15 protein-coding genes are annotated in these 16,766 nt (G+C 72.8%); 2 read left to right on the forward strand and 13 right to left on the reverse strand.

The window, feature by feature from the left end:
* Position 1: 1 nt before the first annotated feature.
* From ACGGAQ_RS01500 to ACGGAQ_RS01555, 12 genes are all read right to left on the reverse strand, one after another.
* On the reverse strand, positions 2–1,198 hold the full coding sequence (locus ACGGAQ_RS01500) for an SIS domain-containing protein (protein ID WP_393043589.1): 1,197 nt from the start codon (positions 1,196–1,198) through the stop codon (positions 2–4).
* Positions 1,195–1,380 carry a Trm112 family protein gene (locus ACGGAQ_RS01505; RefSeq protein WP_007455824.1) on the reverse strand — a complete coding sequence of 62 codons (186 nt, stop codon included), beginning with the start codon at positions 1,378–1,380 and terminating at the stop codon, positions 1,195–1,197. The genes ACGGAQ_RS01500 and ACGGAQ_RS01505 overlap by 4 nt, the downstream gene beginning before the upstream one ends.
* Before the next feature lie 61 nt (positions 1,381–1,441).
* Positions 1,442–2,827: a phosphomannomutase/phosphoglucomutase gene (locus ACGGAQ_RS01510; RefSeq protein ID WP_393043591.1), complete on the reverse strand. Its 1,386-nt coding sequence runs from the start codon at positions 2,825–2,827 to the stop codon at positions 1,442–1,444.
* 69 nt (positions 2,828–2,896) lie between these two features.
* Entirely contained in the window at positions 2,897–3,955 is a 1,059-nt protein-coding gene (locus ACGGAQ_RS01515) for a hypothetical protein (RefSeq protein ID WP_393043593.1), read from the reverse strand.
* A 206-nt stretch (positions 3,956–4,161) separates the two neighbouring features.
* Complete coding sequence (gene nfi / locus ACGGAQ_RS01520) at positions 4,162–4,917, reverse strand: deoxyribonuclease V (protein ID WP_393043595.1); 756 nt, start codon at positions 4,915–4,917, stop codon at positions 4,162–4,164.
* A 212-nt stretch (positions 4,918–5,129) separates the two neighbouring features.
* On the reverse strand, positions 5,130–5,366 hold the full coding sequence (locus tag ACGGAQ_RS01525; protein WP_393043597.1) for a hypothetical protein: 237 nt from the start codon (positions 5,364–5,366) through the stop codon (positions 5,130–5,132).
* Between the two features lie 121 nt (positions 5,367–5,487).
* Entirely contained in the window at positions 5,488–6,144 is a 657-nt protein-coding gene (locus tag ACGGAQ_RS01530; protein ID WP_393043598.1) for a tetratricopeptide repeat protein, read from the reverse strand.
* A complete protein-coding gene (locus ACGGAQ_RS01535) occupies positions 6,144–6,737 on the reverse strand; it encodes a DinB family protein (RefSeq protein ID WP_393043600.1) in 594 nt (197 codons plus the stop codon). The genes ACGGAQ_RS01530 and ACGGAQ_RS01535 overlap by 1 nt, the downstream gene beginning before the upstream one ends.
* A gap of 76 nt (positions 6,738–6,813) precedes the next feature.
* Positions 6,814–7,191: a hypothetical protein gene (locus ACGGAQ_RS01540; RefSeq protein ID WP_393043602.1), complete on the reverse strand. Its 378-nt coding sequence runs from the start codon at positions 7,189–7,191 to the stop codon at positions 6,814–6,816.
* A 56-nt stretch (positions 7,192–7,247) separates the two neighbouring features.
* On the reverse strand, positions 7,248–11,666 hold the full coding sequence (locus ACGGAQ_RS01545) for a toxin glutamine deamidase domain-containing protein (RefSeq protein WP_393043604.1): 4,419 nt from the start codon (positions 11,664–11,666) through the stop codon (positions 7,248–7,250).
* 16 nt (positions 11,667–11,682) lie between these two features.
* On the reverse strand, positions 11,683–12,015 hold the full coding sequence (locus ACGGAQ_RS01550; RefSeq protein ID WP_354854288.1) for a hypothetical protein: 333 nt from the start codon (positions 12,013–12,015) through the stop codon (positions 11,683–11,685).
* Entirely contained in the window at positions 12,012–12,434 is a 423-nt protein-coding gene (locus tag ACGGAQ_RS01555; RefSeq protein ID WP_393043606.1) for a YbaB/EbfC family nucleoid-associated protein, read from the reverse strand. Before ACGGAQ_RS01555 ends, ACGGAQ_RS01550 begins: the two co-directional genes overlap by 4 nt.
* Before the next feature lie 78 nt (positions 12,435–12,512).
* Here ACGGAQ_RS01555 and ACGGAQ_RS01560 point away from each other — a divergent pair, with 78 nt between their 5' ends.
* Positions 12,513–13,748 (forward strand): SUKH-3 domain-containing protein, encoded by a 1,236-nt coding sequence (locus ACGGAQ_RS01560; RefSeq protein ID WP_393043608.1) that lies wholly within the window; start codon positions 12,513–12,515, stop codon positions 13,746–13,748.
* Here the strand turns inward: ACGGAQ_RS01560 and ACGGAQ_RS01565 are convergent.
* Entirely contained in the window at positions 13,745–15,232 is a 1,488-nt protein-coding gene (locus tag ACGGAQ_RS01565) for an aldehyde dehydrogenase family protein (RefSeq protein WP_393043610.1), read from the reverse strand. The two genes, ACGGAQ_RS01560 and ACGGAQ_RS01565, sit on opposite strands and share 4 nt — an antisense overlap.
* A 95-nt stretch (positions 15,233–15,327) precedes the next feature.
* On the opposite strand from ACGGAQ_RS01565, the gene ACGGAQ_RS01570 reads away from it, so the two are divergent.
* Entirely contained in the window at positions 15,328–16,764 is a 1,437-nt protein-coding gene (locus tag ACGGAQ_RS01570) for a gamma-aminobutyraldehyde dehydrogenase (RefSeq protein WP_393043612.1), read from the forward strand.
* Positions 16,765–16,766 lie beyond the last annotated feature (2 nt).

Genomic DNA, 16,766 nt, shown 5'->3' on the forward strand with positions numbered 1-16,766 from the left:
TTCACTGGTTCGACAGCTCCTTCATCTCGGTGATGGCCGGAACGGCCATCGGGTCCAGTCCGTGTGCCAGAGCAAGATAGATCGACGCGAAATCCGGTACGGCGATCAGGGAGGCCAGCCGCTCCAGAGCCGACCCACCCTCGGCGGTCACCACGTCGCAGCGCACACCACGGCGCTCCGCGAGGGTCTGCACCGCGTCCGCGCGGCGCTCCTCGACCGCGAGCGGCTCGTCCGTGTCGTCCTCGGCGTTGAGACCGCCGTCGCGCAGCAGGACCAGCCGCAGCCGGGTGCCCTCGCCGTCGTCCTCCGCCGGGTCGGCGAAGATGTCCCGCTCCCCCTCGGCCAGGCCGCCGAAGACGCCGTCCAGCAGCCCGACCCGGCCCCGCCCGGCCTCGCCCAGCGCCCCGGTGACCACCGGGTAGCGGGCGTTGGCGGACAGGGTGTCGCCGAAGCGGCGGGCCGCCACGGTAGCCAGCGGGGACGAGCCCCAGACGATCGGGATCGAGCCGGCCAGCCCCAGCGCCAGCGACTTGGCCGGGTTGACGAACGACTCGGCGGCGGAGCGGCAGCGGTCGGCGTCCGCGTCGAGCCGGGCCGCCGTCTCCGCCAGGTCCGCCTCGTTGACCTTCACCAACCCGAGCGAACGCGCGGCGAGCAGGACCGGCACGGTGAGCGCCCAGAGACTGGCCCGGGCCGGCGCGCGTCGCGGCACCGGGATGAACGGCGCGCGGGCCCGCTCGGCCACCGACTGCAACTGCGAGTCCGGGGCGCCCACCGCGACCAGCCGGGCGCCGCGACGGTGCGCGGCCTCGGCGGCGCCCAACGCCTCCGGGCTCCGACCGGACGCGCTCACCGCGATCACCACGTCGGCGGCGCCCACCCAACCGGGTACGCCCGAGCTGCGGTGCCCGATGATCGGGACCGGGCAGCGCGGCCCGGCGACCGTGGCCAGCACGTCACCGGTACGCCCGGCGGTGCCGATGCCGGCGATCACCACGGCTCGGGGACGCCCGTCGTCGGCGAGCACCGCCAGGTTCGCCTCGGCGGCCAACGCCGCGCTCTCGCGCACCTGGGCGCCGGCCGACGCGGTGTGCCGCAGCATGCCGCCCGGGTCGTGCTCGGCCAGCGCGTCCGGGTTGTCGAGCAGGGCCTCGTCGGCGTCGCGACGCCCACTGACCCCGGCCGTACCGTCGATCATGACTGCTGTCCGGGGCCGCCACGCGCCTCGTCGAGCAGCAGCACCGGCACGTCGTCGCGGACCTCGAAGATCCGGCCACACTCCGTGCAGGTCAACGTCTGCGCCTCCGCGTCGTAGGTGAGCGGGGCGTGGTGCGTGTCCGGGCAGGCAAGGATCTCGAGCAACTGCGGATCCAGGGCCATGGCGCGGCTCCTTCCACGAGTGCGGGGTCACCGGCGGCGGTGCCGACCGGCGCAGGCGATCTTATCGGCGAACGCGGCCGAGCACCTCGTCCCGCAGCGAGACCATCCGCTCGCGGGTGGGCGCCTCGACGTTGAGCCGCAGCAGCGGCTCGGTGTTGGAGGCACGCAGATTGAACCAGGCGCCGTCTCCGAAACGCAGGGTCAGCCCGTCCATCTCGTCGGCCGTCGCGTCCGGGTACGCGGCACGCACCTCGGCCACCGCCGCAGCCTGGTCGGCGACCGTCGAGTTGATCTCGCCGGAGGCGATGTAGCGCTCGTACTCGCCGGCAAGCACGGACAGCGGCTGCGACTGCTCGCCGAGGGCGGCCAGGGTGTGCATCGCGGCGAGCATTCCGGTGTCGGCGAACCAGAAGTCCCGGAAGTAGTAGTGCGCGGAGTGCTCGCCACCGAAGACGGCGTTGGTGCGGGCCATCTCCGCCTTGATGAAGGAGTGTCCGACCCGGGCGACCACCGGCTCCCCACCGTGCTCGCGGATGATCTCCGCGACCGCGCTGGAGGTGATCAGACCGTGGATCACCGTGGAGCCCGGGTGCTTGGCCAGCTCACGTGCCGCGACCAGCGCGGTGATCGCCGACGGCGACACCGGCTCGCCGCGCTCGTCCACCACGAAGCACCGGTCGGCGTCGCCGTCGAAGGCCAACCCGATGTCGGCCCCGTGCTCGACGACGGCACGCTGGAGGTCGACCAGGTTCGCCGGGTCCAGCGGGTTCGCCTCGTGGTTGGGGAAGCTGCCGTCCAGCTCGAAGTAGAGCGGCACGATCTCCAACGGCAGGGGCGACAGGGCGGCGTCGCCGAGCACGGTGGGGACGGTGAAGCCACCCATCCCGTTGCCGGCGTCGACCACCACCTTCAGCGGCCGGATGCCGGAGAGGTCGACCAGTTTGCGCAGGTACGCGGCGTAGTCGGGAAGCAGGTCCCGCCGCTCGGCCGGGCGGGTCGGCTCACCCGCCGGGCGCGACGCCCCGGAGTCCAGCAGGGCCTGCGCCCGCTCGCGGATCTCGGCCAGCCCGCTGTCCTGGCCGATCGGCCGGGCGCCGGAGCGGCACATCTTGATGCCGTTGTACTGCGCCGGGTTGTGACTGGCGGTGAACATCGCGCCGGGCAGGTCGAGCGAACCGGAGGCGAAGTAGAGCAGGTCGGTGGAGGCGAGCCCGATCTCGATCACCGAGCGGCCCTCGGCCCGCACACCGGCGGCGAAGGCGGCGGCCAGACCGGGCGAGCTGGCCCGCATGTCGTACCCGACGACGACCGCGTCGCCGGGCTCGTCAGTGGTGTTGAGCAGCTGGGTGAATGCGGCCCCGAGCGCCTCGGCGACCCGTTCGTCCCACTGGTCCGGCACCGTCCCTCGGACGTCGTACGCCTTCACGATCTGGGACAGATCAGACACTAGTTCCGCTCCTTGGCCGCAGGTTGACAACGAACCTGAGCGTATCGGAGCGCTCCGGCCCGGCCCCGCTTAGCCGGGGAGCCGAGGCATGAACACGGTGTGATCGCCGCCGTCGGGCGGCGTGGGCCGGTCACCGGGCAGCGGTTGGGCACCCGGGCCAGCCGGAGCACCCGGCATCGGTTGCGTGGCGTCCGGGGTCGGCGGCACGGGTCGCGCCCCGTAGACCCCTCCGCCGGCGGGGCGGGGCGGAGGCACCTGGCCGGCGGTCGGCGGCTGCTGGCCGTACACCGGGCCGGGTTGACCGGGCACGGCGGGCGACCCACCGCCGGAGCGGTAGGTGGTGCCACCGGGGTTGCCCGGCAGCGGGCCGGGCTCGTCGGACGGCGTGCGGTCCTGCCGGGAGCGGCGCACCAGCAGCACGATGAGCAGCAGGCCGACCGCCACCATCGCGATGCCGAAGAACATGATCGGCGAACCACCGCCGGACTCGGCGGCCACCGCCGTCACGCTGGGCGCGGCCGATGTCGGGCCCAGCGCGGCCGGGTTCACCACCTCGCCGGCCGCCGCGACCTCGGTGGGGCTGGGGGTCGGGGTCGGCTTCTTCGACGGCGTCGGGGTGAGCGACGGGGAGAGCCGCCCGGTGACCTTCGCCGTGTCGGCGCCCTGCCCCAACTGCTGGCCAGCCGCGGTGAGAGCCACACCGGTCACGTAGAGTTGGCCGCCCGGCGCGTCGGCGGCGAACGCCACCCGGTACCGCACGGTGCTGCCCTTGCCCTTGCACAGGGTCGGCTTCGCCGGTGCGGTCTGCCCGGTCTCCACGTTGCCGTCACCGCCGCCGACGGCCACCGGAACCCAGTGCCCGCCCGTGTTCACCTGGACCGCCACCTGGCTCGGCTGGAGACCCTCAAGGCGCAGACCCAGGGCGGTACGCAGCAGGACGCAACCGCCGGAGCGCTTGCGCACCGCGACGTTCACCCCCTGCGCCGAGCCCCCGGCGGCGAAGCTGCTGGCCGACCCCACACGGACCGAGTCGTCGTCGGCCAGCGCGGGTGACGCACCGAGCATCACCAGGCCGACCAGCAGACCGCAGACCGTCGCGAGTCGTGCCGCGCGTCGACGCACCGTCATGATCACCTCACCGTTTCTCCCCGGGTGGGGTCCGCGCCAGGCTACTACCGGCCTACCCCCGCCACCGGTCATAGAGCGGCCCGCATGTGTCCGGCGTTACGGTTTACGACCGGCCCGGCGACCACCGGGCCTTGATCCACTCGGTATCGGCGAAGTCGGGGTATCCCACGGCCTCGGACACCCCGATATCGCCGCTGTCGAGTCGATCACGCTCGGCGATCTCCGTCGATAGAGCCTCCGAGCGCTCGACCGCCCGATTCGTCCAGGTTGGAGCGTGTGACCCCGGCGAGGGCGTCGCGGCAGAGCCGGTCGGCGGTACGGGTCGTCTCGGGCAGGCGGTAGCGCGGAGTCAGCGCGAGCACCTGAGCGGTCGCGTTGTCCAGGCTCATCCGGTGCCCGACGCTCACGAAGACCGGCTTCACCCCGTCCCGGGTCCGCAGCACCCGGCCCACGACCTCACCTCCGTCGCGCAGCGCCGACCAGGCACCCCGCTCGGCGGCCGGTGGATCCCACTCGCCGACCAGCGGCGTCTTGCCCACGCCGATCGCGGGCAGACCGGTGACCACCCCGAGGTGACAGGCGAGCCCGAACCGGCGCGGATGGGCCACGCCGTGCCCGTCACAGACCAGCAGATCCGGGCTGGTCGTCAGCGTGTCCAGCGCGGCGAGCAGAGCCGGCAGCTCGCGGAAGGCGAACAGCCCCGGCACGTAACCGAACGAAGGCCGGCCCACACTGACCGCGGAATCCACCACCGCCAACGTCCGGGCGTCCAGCACGGTCACGGCCGCCGCGAGGAGGTCACCGCTCTCGGCGTACGCGACGTCCAGGCCGGCCACCGTCGCCGGCGCGGCCGGACCCGGCCCGACCAGGTCGACGAGCGGCCGCAACTCCTCCTGTACGGCCACCGCCTCCGCCTCGCTGCGCGGCACGTACCCCCGGTCGGGCGTCGATCCACCAGACATCAGCGACCACCCTTGATCCACACCGGCACCAGCGCCGGCCCCCGACCTTGATTCACTCGGTTTCGGCACCGGCGCCGGCCTTGATCCACGCGGTTTCGGCGATAGCGCGGTATCCCACGCCCTCGGACACCCCGCTATCAGCGATGTCGAGTCGATCACGCTCGGCGAAGCCCGTCGGCGAGGGGGTTGGTCACCTCGTCGGCTTACCAGTCCTACTTGGCCGGTTGGGGCGTGCTGCCATCCTCGGCAGGCTCCTCATCGGCCCTCTCGCCGTCGACGCGCCTCCGGGTGGCGCCGAGGGCCACCGCGAAGGCGACGGCCATGGCGACACCGAAGGCCACGCCGCCCTTCGAACCGAACGAGGGAATGCCGATCGCCAGGCCAAGCAGGAGGCCAACCGGCCAGGCCCAGACGCGGGATTTGCCGCTGTCGGTCGTGGAATTCGCCATGGACCGATGCTAATCGGCACCACCAACAACACGGACCGCCGTCGCGCGGTTGGCCGCACCGCCGCCGGATCTCCGGCCCGGACCGACCGTCCAGACCCCGAGCGCGCCCGCCCGACCGTGATCAGGCGAGTTTCAGCTCGTCGCGAGCCTCCTCGACCCACCGGGCAACACCGTGCGCACCGCTGCGGGCCGCGAGCTCGGCCGCCTCGTCGAGCAGGTCGCGGGCGGCATCCCGGTCACCGTCGGTCGCCGCCAGGTCCGCCAGACCGATCAGGTTCGCCGCGACTCCCGGCGTGAAGGACAGCTCCCGGCGCAGCCGGGTCGACTCCGCCAGCAACTCCCGCGCCGCGTCGACCCGCCCGGCGGCCTGCTCACCGAAGCACAGGTGCCGCAGCACGTACGACAGGGTCAGTTCGTCGCCCGCCTCGGTCGCCAGCTCGCGCGCCCGCGCGAAGGCCGGGTCGGCGGCCGCCTGGTCCTGGCGGATCACCTGGTGGACCGTGCCCACCCAGAACAGCGACTCCCCCTCGCCACGAGGGTCACCCAGCTCGCGGTAAAGCTGCGCCGCCCGCTCGAAGAGCCGCAGCTCGGCCGCGTCCTCCGTACCGGTCTTCAGGAAACGGGCATGCAGGAGCCGGCCCCGGGCCAGAGCCGTGTCCGCCTCCAACGCCACGAGATCCCGCTCCGCCTCGTCCAACGACGTGGCGTCGCCACCGAAGACCGCCTGCTCATAGCGCTTCTGCGCCCGCGTCAACCGGATGTCGAATCCTTCGGCCATCACTGACCCACCCTTCCGTCGATGCGCTCGCGCAGGAGATCGGCGTGGCCATTGTGCCGCGCATACTCCTCGATCATGTGCACCAGCAGCCTGCGCAGCACGATGACGTTGCCGTCCCGCTGCCGCCCCTGCACTCCCAGATCCGCTGCCTCGGCGACGAACCGCTCGGAGAACTCGACCTCCGTACGCCAGGCCCGGTACGCCTCGTCCACCACAACCGGATCGGCCACCGCGCCGTCGAAGTCGCCGTCGGGATCGTCGTCCGTGCAGTACAGCTTGGGCGCGACCTCACCAGCCATGGTCCTGCGGAACCAGCCACGCTCCACTTCGGCCAGGTGTCGGATCAGCCCGAGCAGCGACATCGTCGACGGCGGCACCGCCCGCCGGGCCAACTGCTCGGCGTTCAGGCCGTCACACTTGAGCTCGAACGTGAGGCGCTGGTCGCGCAGATACTCGACGAGCACCGTCCGCTCGTCGGCGAAGTTGCCATCCGAGCGCGGGTCGTCGTCCGGATGAACGAACAGGTACGACCAACCGAAGGTCCGCGTGGGTCCGCTGTCGGAGGTCGTCGCCTCGGCGCGTGAGTCAGCCATACGGCGACTCTTGTCGATAACCGTCCACCTCGGCAACCGCCGCGCGCCCGCCAGCCTGCGCCGACGGCACCATGGGTCACGTCGCCAACTCGGGGTCGGCACCCGGATCGCCGGCAGCCCGCAACTGCTCCTCAAACATCACAAAAGTTCGCTGGCGAATCCCCCGGATCAGAGCCTGCTCCTTCGAGGTCAACGGTCGCCCTTCCGCCTCCGCCACATCCCGGAGTGCCTGCACGGTCTCGTAGAGGGCGAAGATCGGGCCTTCGCCAACCAGATAGTGCGCCCGGAAACGCTCAACTTCCTGCACGAACTCTTCCGCAGTTTGGCGAAATACCTCTCCTCCGATGTCGAAGACGATCTCGCCAAAGAGGTCATTCTTTTCCTGCCAGCCCCCGGTGTCGATGGATACCCGCCATACCCTGGCACCACCGTCGGACGTCTCCACGATCTTCACTGGCGACTGGTAATAGAGGTAGTAAGCCGGGAGCACCAGACCTGGCATATGCGCCATCAAGCGTTCCCCTCGTAGGCCGACAGCAGTGCCTCCCAGAACAACTGTTGCTCGTGGCGGAGGATGCCATCTGCGATCGCGCTCTCGCGACCGTTCATGGCTCGACCCTCGGCCCGGGCCAAGGCGTCCACGTCACGGCGCACCTCATAGAGCGCATGCTCCCAGACCGCCACCGCGTCGAGCGCAGCCAGGTGCAGGCGGAACTCGGCGAGATGCCCGTTCCGGGTCCGCAGTACGAGTTGTACGTCCCGGTAGCCGCTGTCCTGAGGAGACATGAACCGGTCCCGACAACGCACGATCACGACGTCAGGATGGTCGCGTATTCGTCCGAGCGCCGCGTAGAGGTCGTCGGGCCTGCGAAATTCGACCTTGGCGGCCGCGAGATCGAACAACTTGGACGCGTCGCCGTGGTACTTGTTCACCTTGTCCTCGGCTCGGCGGCGGTCCTTGGGTTGGGAGCGCCAGCCGGGCTCACCGACACGACGGTCACCAACCTGGGCGAGCGACATCGCCAACTGATTCAGCTCCACCTGAGCGACAGCAGCCGCCAAGTAGAGGTCGTCCAGGTAGCGCTCGCGGTAGGACCGGTCGCCTCGTTGACGCCTGTCGAATCCTGGCTGAGTCGGCGGATCGCCGGGCACCTGAATACTCGCGCTGATCCGTCGCTGCTCGTCGGTCAGAGGTGTCGGCTGCGGCTGAGATGCCCCCCGGTCGGCCGCAGCCGGCCCTGCCGTCTCCTGCTGGGCGATGTCGTCGAGCACGTCGGCGAGGGCATCGATGGCCTGTTGGTGGCTCGCCAGGTGATGCAACGTCAACGGCCGCGCCGTCAGTGACGTCGCCAGTTCGGGGCTGGCCAGGATGATCCGCGCCAGGTCCGGCGCCTGCGCCAGTTGCCGGGCCAACGTCTCGGCGAGCTTCGGCTCGCTGGCGGGTGGCTCTCGCAGGGCGGTATCCAGCATGTCGCGGACCCGGGCATCACTGAGCAGCCGCGACACGTCCTGCGCAGCCGGGTCGTCGAGGCTGGGTACCAGCCGCCGGAGGGTCGGTGGATCCACCGCCCTCGCGAACTCACCCGGGCTCACCCCGGCCGAGAAAACCTCGTCCAGACTGTCGGCCAGCGCGAGCACCTCAGCCGTGTCGCGGCCCGCCGTCGGCCTGTCCGCAGCCGGACCGGGCGACCCACTCGGGACGTCGGGCACTGAGCCCGGCCCGTCCAGCAGCAGGTACATGCGGTTGATGTACGGGTCGCCGTGGCCACCGTCGTCGTACGCCGGTGGGTGGGTCGGTAGGTCGGAACGTTCACTGAACCGGCCTCGGGGCAGCCCGCCGAGCGGCATCGGACGGCCGTCCCCGCCCAGCACGAGTGCGTCGATGCCGACCACGTCGGGGTAGAGCGGCCGGTCCCGGACGAGGCCGGTCTGCGGGTCGACGTAGAGGATCGTGCCGTTCTGGTTGAGCGCCACCCAGGCGTGCGAGCCGCCGCCCGCCCACTCGGTGATCAGGAACGCGTAGCTGCCGTGGCCGCCCAGCAGCAGTTGGTCGTGCAGGTTGGCGTACCCCCGGTCGGCGGCCTGCCGCGCCTGCGCAGGGTGCGTCCGTTGGGCGGATGGCGGTGCGAGGACGCGCTGGAAACGTCCGCCGGTCACGTCCTCCACCCGTCCCGGACCACCCGCCTCACCACGGATCGGCCGTCGGGTGTCGCCGTCCAGGTAGCCGTCGAAGGTGCGCGGCGCGGACACCCGCGGCCGCCCGTGCACCCAGGTCTCGAACAGCGACAGGGTGCAGTCCAGGCAGTTGATGCCCCGGGTGGCGTCGGCTTGGGGGCCGCCGTCGTTCAGGAGGCCGAACCAGCCGCCCCGTCGGGGGTCGGCGGTACGCAGGACAGCGCCGTCGAGGTCGCGGGGCATCTGCCGTTCGACGTCGACCTGGTGCAGGGCGAGCGGCGGCCGGAGCCCGCCCGGCTGCCCGTACGGCCGGGAGTCGTCGACCGGCGGGGGCACGTCGTCGCCGGTGAGCCGGGACGGGCCGGCGGTCTCCACCGCGCCGAGCGCGAGCGCGCCCACGTCGCTGTTGGCGTGCGCGAAAGCGCCGTCGGCGAGGTCCACGACCGCCGGCGCCCGGACGCCCGCCAGGACGTCGTCGGCCAGGTCACGCCATTGGGCGTACGCGCGTGTCTCGTCGTTCGCCGCCCGCTGCCAGCCGTCGGCCCACTGCCGGTGCCCCGCCTGGTGCAACTGTCGGGCGTAGTTCGCATACTCAACAGCTCTGCGGTCGTGCTCCGCGGCGCGGGTCCGCAGGCGGGCGGCCTCCGCCTGCCGGCGATTGTTCTCGAACCCGGTCCGCTGCGACTCGTAGTGGTCCTGGTAGCGCCGCCGCTCGGCGGCTTCCGCCTCGGCCACCCACCGGGCGGCGTACCCGTCGCTCTCGGTCACCGACACCGACGGATCGCCGAACGCCAGCACGTCGAGGGGAACCGACGCCCGGCCGCGAGCCCGTTGACGGGGTACGCGGGCCGGCGCAGGCGCGTCCCGCGTCGAGAACCGCGTGGGTACGGCGTGCCGGCCCACCGCCGCACCGGTGACCGCGCCACCGCCCGTCTCGGTCACGACCCCACCGGGCCTGCCGGCGGCATCGGGCGTCGGGCCGGTGGACGTGAACGGAAACACCGTTCCGGGTGCGACGGTCGAGGCGGGACCGGCGGACGCGACCGGCGTCGCCAGCCCCACGGTGCTCGCCGCCGCCGACGGGTAGAGGCCCCCCGCCAACGGCCCGGTCGACAGAGGCACCGAAGCCGCCGACGGCAGGGTCGACGGGGACACGGAAGCCGACGGCCCAGTCGACAGCGGCACCGAAGCCGATGCTGGCCCGGTCGACGGGGGCACGGAAGCCGACGACGGGCCGCTCAACGGAGGCACGGCAACGCCCGTGCCGTTGGTGCCCGGGGCGACCGCACCCGAGGCGATCCCCGGCGACGCGCCGACCGCCGTCCCAGCCCCCGCCACCGGCCTACCGTTCGGGTCGACGGCGCCGGCCACGGGCGCGGTGACCGCCGAGAGCAGGGGATCGGCCGCGACAGCAGGAAGCCCCGGGGCCGCGACGGCCGAGAGCGTGGGATCCGCCGCGACAGCAGAGAGCGCCGGACTCGTGCCGTGGCCAACGCCCGACGACGTCGCGTCGGGTGCCGCCGGCACCGGCGAGCCGACGACGTCCGCCCCCGCCTGCTGGGCGACACCCGCCACCGGAGACCCCGAGGAGGACGCAGCCGCAGACAGCGGCCCCGGGGCTGAAGACGCCGGAGAGGGAGACGCCGGCGAGGGAGTCGCGGCTTCCGGGGGCGAGGCATCCACCGGAGGCGCGGTGGGGATCGGAAGGGGCGGGCCCGTGAAGGACGCTCCGGCGAGGGCGTTGGCCTGCGCGTGCAGCCGGGCCTGCAGGGCGTGGTCGGTCTGCCCGGTCGCCGATCCGGTGGCCCCGGACGCGGCGGCGCGTACCGCGTCCTCCACCGAGGTCAGGCCCTGCCCGGTGGCGATGCTGGCGGCGCTCTCGGCGAACATCTCGCCGGTCATCTCCCGACCCAGGTGCTCGCCGATGCGCGCCGCGCGGCCGGTCGCGTGGCGGCCCAGGCCGGCCAGCGGCGCGACCGCTCCCCCGGCCAGCCCGCCGACCGCCGACGCGCCCAGGTCGGTCAGGTCCACGCCGTGCGCCCGGCCGGTGGAGTTCTGGTACGCCTGGGTGGCCAGGCTGATTCCGGACTCCTCGGCCGCTTCCTCCAGCCCCTCTCGGGTGGCTCGCTTGGCGAGGCCGCGCACCCCACCCTTGGCGACCTCCTTGGCGGCGCGCTCGCCGGCCTCCTTGAGCCCGCGCCGCAGAGCCTTGCTCGCCAGTTGGCCCATCAGACGCTTGAAGATCTGCTGGATCAGCAGCCGGGTGGCGGTGATGGCCGCGCCGGCCGCCGGGGAGGCGGCACCCGCGGTGAGCACCGCCGCCACCGCCACCGAGAGCAGCTCGATGACGAGGATGCCCAGCTCGATCCAGACTTCGAGCTTGGCGCCCTCGATGTCGCAGCCGCACTCCTCTACCAGGCGGCCCAGGTCGGCGGTGACCGCGAGGAGCACCGGCAGGGGCGCGTCATCGCCCTCGGCGATCCCACGCCAGGCCGCCTCGAACGCGGCGTCGACGGCTCCGACGCCGCCGTATCCGCTGCGTACCTCGGTGGCGGCCGCTGCGGCGTCGGCGTGTGGACCGGCGAGGACGCCGGCGACCGCGTACCACCGGTCGGCGACGTCCCAGACGGCCCGTTCGTTCCCCTCGGGCCACTGCACGCCGACCGCCCAGTCGAGGGCCTCGTAGATCCAGCCGGGGACGTCCCAGGGCGCGTAGTCCAGCGGGTGCGGGATCGGGCTGGGCAGCACGCTCATCCGGATCGACCCGCCGTCAGCGCTGGTCGGCGGCCCGGTCGAGCCGGGCGGCGCTGCTCTGGTCGGTCTGCACGCTCGCGTCGACGGCGCTGACCACGTCGGCGCCCAGTTCGGTGAGCCGCTGCCCGACGCCCGCCCAGGCGCGCAGCACGGTCTGCTCGATGCCGCGGTAGCTGCGCTCGAACGCGGCGCCGATGTCGTCGCGTCCCCACGGGCGGGCGCCGCTGGCGGCCTCGATCTCGCCGCCCTCCGCTGCCCGGCTGGCCGTCACCGCCTCGCCGGACAGGGCCAGGTCGGCGCCACCGCGCCGGGCGCGGGACGCGTCGAGCCAGAGCTGGCCGTCGGTCATGCCGGCCCCTCGGCGCGGCCGAGCACGGCGTCGGCGCGGCCGAGCAACGCGCCGAAATCGCCGGTACGCAGGAACTCCGCCGAGCCGGCACCGGCCGGCATGGTCTCGGCGACCAGCTCCTGGGTGGCCTGGGTGGCGGCGGCCACGGCGGCGTGGACCGTTTCGGTGACTTTCCGGCTCAACGCCTCCGCGTCGCGGTCCCGGTAGATCGCCGGGGCCAGGACGACCTCGACCAACTGACCCTGCGCGCCGACGGTCGCCGTGACGTGGCCGTCCGGCGAGCGCCGGGTCACCCGCAGTTGGGCGAGCCGCGCCTGCAGACTGTCCAAACCGGACCTGAGCTGCTGATACTGGCCGTACACGTCATCGAATCGGGCCCGTAGCTCGCGATTGGCGTCCCGGTCCACGCGTTCGCTCACCCGCGCTCCTCCCGTCACCGTCGGTAGGGAAGACCATACCGGCCGCCATCGATTCGTGTAGTCCGGTAGTTTCGATGTGTGATCGACCGTCAGCAGGCCGAGCAGCTCGCGTCCGCGTGGGCGCGCCGGGATTCGCAGCGCCTCGGCCACGAGTGCACCCCGGTGGTCGACGAGTTCGACCTCGGCTTCGTCGTCACCTCGATCGTGTCGAGCGGGGTGCGGGCGATTCCCGGCGATCTGCCGACGACAGTCATCGACAGGCGAACCGGAAAGGTCACCACCTGGCCCCGCGTGCCCAGCGAGGTGGTGGCGGACCTGTACCGGCGCAGTCAGCCCAGCGGGCCGACGGCCCCCCGCACCGTCGACGCGTCGAGCCTGCTGATCCGGGAGATCCGTCGCGCGCCGACGCCGAACACGGTGGCACACCTGACCCTCGACGGTCGCATCTGGACGGCCCAGGGCACCAAGGGCGCGGTCGCGCTGAACCACCACCCGCTCGTCCGCGGCTACCTGGACGAGCGGCCTCCGGGCAAGCTGGTCCGCGGCGCCGAGTGTCACGCCGAGCTGATCGTGGTCTCCGACGTGCTGCACGAGTACGACCACCGCCGGGCGGCCGAGGGCATCGAGCCGATGGGGCGGGCCGAGGCGGCGGCCCTGCTGGAGGCGGCGCGCTTCGAGATCTTCCGGATCCGCGAGCCGGGTGACCCGGCCGGTGGCGCCGCGGAGCGGCCCTGCGACTCGTGCATCTCTTTCCTGGTGAGCGCCAACGTCCTGCCGGAGTCGGCGCGGGCCTACACCGAGACGTGGCTCGCACCGGCGGAGCCGGACCCGGACCCGGGCCGCTTTCCGCCCGAGGTGGCCAACGCGCTGGTGGCGGCGGGCTGGCGACCGCACATCGGTGACCAGATCATGGCCGCCGCCGGCGTGCGGGACGTCACCGCCGTTCCGGGGGCCGTCCACCGGCACGAGGTCTTTCCCGCCGCCGTGGAGGCGCTTACCGCGTTCCCCAGCCTGGTCGGCGCGCGGCGGGGCCCGGGCGCGCAGGTGTGGATCTCGCGCTTCGACATCCGCCCGCACACCATCGCGCACACCGCCGACACCCTGGCGGACTTCGGCGCGGTGCTCGGCGTGCGGCTCTTCCCGATCGGCACCGAGCAGCAGGACAGCATCCTCGCCGTCGACGAGCGCGGCCGGGTCTTCGCCCTCGACCAGGCGGGCGAATGGTTCCTCGGCGACACCATCGACGCCGCGCTCACCACGCTGCTGCTCGGCCGCGCCCCCGCCCGGGTCCGCGACGACGGCACCTGGTCCTAGAGCGTGAGCCCGGTCAGCACCATGACCCGCGCCTCGGTGTAGTCGTCCATCGCGCTGCGCAGCCCCTCCCGACCGACGCCGCTGCCCTTCACCCCGCCGTACGGCATCTGGTCGGCCCGGTACGACGGCACGTCGCCGACGATCACGCCGCCCACCTCCAGGACCCGCGCGGCGGAGAAAGCCACGTCCAAGCGCCGGGTGAACACGCCGGCCTGCAACCCGTACGCCGAATCGTTGACCGCGGCGAACGCGGCCTGGTCGTCGGCGACCGGGGTGACCACCAGCACCGGCCCGAACACCTCCTCGGCGACGACCTTGGCGTCGGCGGGCACGCCGGTGAGCACGGTCGGGGGGTACGTCGCGCCGTCCCGCACGCCGCCCACCTCCACGGTGGCGCCGGCCGCGACCGCCTCGGCCACCCACGTCTCGACCCGGCGGGCCGCCTCCTCGGACACCATCGGCCCGACGTCGGTCAGCTCCGAGGCGGGATCTCCGGTGCGCAGGGCGCGGACCGCCGCGACCAGTCGGGGCAGGAAGTCGGCGTGCAGCGCGTGGTGCACGTACACGCGTTGCACGGCGATGCACGACTGGCCGGCCTGGTAGTTGGAGAACGTGGCGATGCGCTGCGCCGCGAAGTCCAGGTCCTCGTCGGCCGTCCAGTCCGCGCAGATCACCGCTGCCGCGTTGCCGCCCAGCTCCAGCGTCACGTGCTTCTCCGGGACCTGCCGGCGGATGGCCGCGCCGACCGGCCCCGACCCGGTGAACGACACGACCGGCAGCCGGGGGTCGGCGACCAGTTCGGCGGCGCGGTCGTTGGGCAGCGGCAGCACCGAGAACATGCCGGCGGGGAGGTCGGTCTCGGCCAGCAGTTCGCCGAGCAGCAGCGCGGACAGCGGCGTGGCCGGGGCCGGCTTGACGATGATCGGCGCACCGACAGCGATGGCCGGCGCGACCTTGTGCGCGACCAGGTTGAGCGGGAAGTTGAACGGCGCGATGCCGAGCACCGGCCCTCTTGGCACCCGCCGGACCAGGGCGATCCGCCCGCTGGCGGCCGGGTCGGTGTCGAGACGTTGCAGCTCACCGGAGAAGCGCCGGGCCTCCTCGGCGGCCCACCGGAAGGTGGACACCGCCCGCCCGACCTCGGCGCGCGCCCACTTCACCGGCTTGCCGTTCTCGGCGGTGATCAGCGCTGCGACCTCGTCGGCGCGCTCCGCGAGCCGCCGCGATACGTGGTCCAGGGCCGCCGCGCGGGCGTGCGCGGGCAGGGCCGCGGCCTGCGCGGCCACACCGGCCGCCGCCGCGACGGCGGCGTCGACCTGGTCGGGGATGGCGAAGGTGGTACGCCCCACCGCGCGGCCGTCGTACGGATGGTGAACGGTCAGCTCGCCCTCGCCGGAGGCGGGACGGGAGGCGACGAAGAAGTCTGCGGGCTCCACGCCGTGCAGCGTAGACGAGACAACCGCCGACGGAAACAGTCGCCGCATCCCTTGTCTGCCGCGAATTCAGTAGCGAAGATGGCAGGAAGATTGCGATAACCTCCGCACACCGCATCCCCGGCCCCCCTCGGAGTGATCCCGTCATGAGTGACCAGCAGCAGCTGCGCAACTTCGTCAACGGCTCCTACGTCGAACCGGCCGACGGCGGGTACGCCGATCTGGTCGACCCCTGCACCGGCGAGGTGTTCGCCCAGGCGCCGGTCTCCGGGGCCGCCGACGTCGACGCGGCGATGACCGCCGCCGCCACCGCGTTCGAGAGTTGGCGGGAGGTCACCCCGGCCGAGCGGCAGAGGGCGATGCTCCGGCTCGCCGACGCCGTGGAGGCCCGCGCGGCCGAACTGGTGGACGCCGAGGTCCGCAACACCGGCAAGCCGCGCCAGCTCACCGCCGAGGAGGAGCTGCCGCCCGCGGTGGACCAGTTCCGGTTCTTCGCCGGCGCCGCCCGGCTGCTGGAGGGGCGCTCCGCCGGGGAGTACATGGCCGGGCACACCTCGTACGTGCGGCGTGAGCCGATCGGTGTCTGCGCCCAGGTCACCCCGTGGAACTACCCGCTGATGATGGCGGTGTGGAAGATCGCTCCGGCCCTCGCCGCCGGCAACACGGTGGTACTCAAGCCGTCGGACACCACGCCGGTGTCGACGCTGCTGCTCGCCGAGATCGCCGCCGAGTTCTTCCCGCCGGGGGTGTTCAACGTGGTCTGCGGTGACCGGGACACCGGTCGTACCCTCGTGTCGCACCCGACCCCCCAGCTCGTGTCGATCACCGGCTCGACCCGCGCGGGCATGGAGGTGGCCGCCGCGGCGGCCCCCGACCTGAAGCGGACCCACCTGGAGCTGGGCGGCAAGGCCCCGGTGGTGATCTTCGACGACGCGGACGTGGCGGCGGCGGCCGAGGCCATCGCGCTGGGCGGCTACTTCAACGCCGGTCAGGACTGCACGGCGGCGACCCGCGTGCTGGCCGGGCCGGGCATCCACGACGACTTCGTGGCAGCCCTGGCCGAGCAGGCCCGCGCCACCAAGACCGGCGCACCGGACGACGCGGACGTGCTCTACGGCCCGCTGAACAACGCCAACCAGCTCGCCCGGGTCAGCGGCTTCGTGGACCGGCTGCCCGACCACGCGGCGATCCAGACCGGCGGCTCTCGGCAGGGTGAGCGCGGCTACTTCTACGCGCCGACTGTGGTGTCCGGGCTGCGCCAGGCCGACGAGATCATCCAGGACGAGGTGTTCGGGCCGGTCATCACCGTGCAGCGCTTCTCCGACGAGGACGAGGCGGTGCGCTGGGCCAACGGCGTCGACTACGGCCTGTCGGCGTCGGTCTGGACGCGGGACCACGGCCGGGCGATGCGGATGACCCGGCGGCTGGACTTCGGCTGCGTCTGGGTCAACACGCACATCCCGTTCGTCTCCGAGATGCCGCACGGCGGCTTCAAGCACTCCGGGCACGGCAAGGACCTCTCGGTCTACAGCCTGGAGGACTACACCCGGATCAAGCACGTCATGCACAACATCGAGGGCTGAGC

It is taken from the genome of Micromonospora sp. NPDC047557 (assembly GCF_043205095.1).
GTDB lineage: Bacteria > Actinomycetota > Actinomycetes > Mycobacteriales > Micromonosporaceae > Micromonospora.

Bases quoted from the DNA above. Each gene is read 5' to 3' on its own strand.
- ACGGAQ_RS01500 (WP_393043589.1), bottom strand. From the start codon at position 1,198: ATGATCGACGGTACGGCCGGGGTCAGTGGGCGTCGCGACGCCGACGAG.
- ACGGAQ_RS01505 (WP_007455824.1), bottom strand. From the start codon at position 1,380: ATGGCCCTGGATCCGCAGTTGCTCGAGATCCTTGCCTGCCCGGACACG.
- ACGGAQ_RS01515 (WP_393043593.1), bottom strand. From the start codon at position 3,955: ATGACGGTGCGTCGACGCGCGGCACGACTCGCGACGGTCTGCGGTCTG.
- nfi (WP_393043595.1), bottom strand. From the start codon at position 4,917: ATGTCTGGTGGATCGACGCCCGACCGGGGGTACGTGCCGCGCAGCGAG.
- ACGGAQ_RS01525 (WP_393043597.1), bottom strand. From the start codon at position 5,366: ATGGCGAATTCCACGACCGACAGCGGCAAATCCCGCGTCTGGGCCTGG.
- ACGGAQ_RS01530 (WP_393043598.1), bottom strand. From the start codon at position 6,144: ATGGCCGAAGGATTCGACATCCGGTTGACGCGGGCGCAGAAGCGCTAT.
- ACGGAQ_RS01535 (WP_393043600.1), bottom strand. From the start codon at position 6,737: ATGGCTGACTCACGCGCCGAGGCGACGACCTCCGACAGCGGACCCACG.
- ACGGAQ_RS01545 (WP_393043604.1), bottom strand. From the start codon at position 11,666: ATGAGCGTGCTGCCCAGCCCGATCCCGCACCCGCTGGACTACGCGCCC.
- ACGGAQ_RS01550 (WP_354854288.1), bottom strand. From the start codon at position 12,015: ATGACCGACGGCCAGCTCTGGCTCGACGCGTCCCGCGCCCGGCGCGGT.
- ACGGAQ_RS01565 (WP_393043610.1), bottom strand. From the start codon at position 15,232: ATGCGGCGACTGTTTCCGTCGGCGGTTGTCTCGTCTACGCTGCACGGC.
- ACGGAQ_RS01570 (WP_393043612.1), top strand. From the start codon at position 15,328: ATGAGTGACCAGCAGCAGCTGCGCAACTTCGTCAACGGCTCCTACGTC.